This is a genomic window from Streptomyces sp. rh34 (genome assembly GCF_002551245.1).
Classification (GTDB): Bacteria; Actinomycetota; Actinomycetes; order Streptomycetales; family Streptomycetaceae; genus Streptomyces.
This window is the reverse complement of the sequence record NZ_NTGZ01000523.1, coordinates 1-1,403: the sequence shown is the minus strand read 5'-3', so window position 1 is coordinate 1,403 and position 1,403 is coordinate 1. Positions and strand designations below refer to the sequence as shown.

Sequence of the window (1,403 nt, the reverse complement as noted above, 5' to 3'; positions counted from 1 at the left end):
CCCCGTGAAACCCGGCGTGAGGTTCCACAACCTGCTCGTCGTCTCACTCGGCGGCAACGGCCAGTACGAGCACGTCATCAACGACGTCGGATCCCCCACGTCCGGCCCGGACACGATCCCCTCCCAGGTCGTGAACTTCCCGTAGCCCCCGACGCGGGAGCGATACGGGAGCGGGGCCCGGCGGCCGTTGAGCGCCGGGCCCCGCTCCGCTGTCGCCGACGGCGGGCGACCACGTCGCCGTACGTACGCGCCTGCCCGCCGACGACTCCGCCCCCGGCCGGATACGTTCCCGGGCGGGGGCGGAGGGGGCGGAGCGGCTGTCCGGTCCGGGGTGTCAGCCCTGGCCGGTCAGGTCGATGGTGACCGTACGCTCGGCGGCGGTCTTCCCGGTCAGGGCGGTCTTCATCGCCTGGGCCACGTCGTCCGCGCCGACCTGATGCTTCTTGCCGTCGCCCTTGACCGCCATGATGCCGTCGAAGACGCCGTCCAGGAGCGTGTCGATCGCCTGCTTGTCGTAGACGTCGACCAGCCGGCCGTCCACCGGCTTCATGGAGAGGATCTGCGGCAGCGACCGGGCCGGGCCGAACTGGATCTGCTTGGGGCCGGCCTTGATGGTGATCAGGCCGGACATCGCGGGCTCGGCGAACTCCTTCATCGCCCGGTCCAGTTCGGCCTTGGTGATCGTGGGCTGGGTGGTGGTGACGGGGAGCTCGACCAGCCGGGCCTCCCCGGTCTGCACCTGGGCACGGTAGGCGTCCCGGACCGAGATCAGGGACTGGCCGGCGTCCAGCGCCTTGCCCGGCTTGCCCGGCACCGCCACGGCCTTGTTCGGCTCGAAGCGGATCGTGCCGTCGCTGGAGGAGCCGGAAGCGCCGGCCAGGTCGGTCAGCGCCACGCCGAGCTTCTCCTCGTCGACCGGGATCACCGGGTCGGCGGGACGCTCCCCGCCGAACAGCGAACCGATCACCGAGACGGGGTTGTAGTCGCTGCCCGCCGCGCCGCGCACGGTCTCCTGGCTGTCCAGGGTGAGACCGGCCTTCTCGGGGTCGAGCTTCTCCTTCTTGCCGTCCACCGACAGCTGGAGGGGCGTCTTGGCCCGCTCCCCGAGGGCGGCTTCGAGCTTGGTGACCGCCTCCTCCTTCGTGCCGCCGCCGATGTCGACGCCGAGCACCGTGGTGCCCTTGGGGACCTCGGAGTGGTTCAGCAGGAGCCCGGCCCCGTACGCGATGCCGAGCAGCACGATCGCGGCCACCCCGAGGAGGACCAGCTTGGAGCGGCCCTTCTTCGCGGGGGCGGGTGCGGCGGACTGGGACGCGGGGCGCGGGGCGGCGGGACCGGGTGTGGGGACACCGGGTCCGCCCGGGCCGCCGGCACCGCCCCGAGGCTGTCTCTTATACACATCT

General features: G+C 72.1%; 1 pseudogene. It reads right to left on the bottom strand.

Features of this window, described 5'->3' with window-relative positions:
• Positions 1–334 precede the first annotated feature (334 nt).
• Positions 335–1,403 (bottom strand): annotated as a pseudogene (locus CR470_RS37915) (hypothetical protein); the annotation flags it as partial.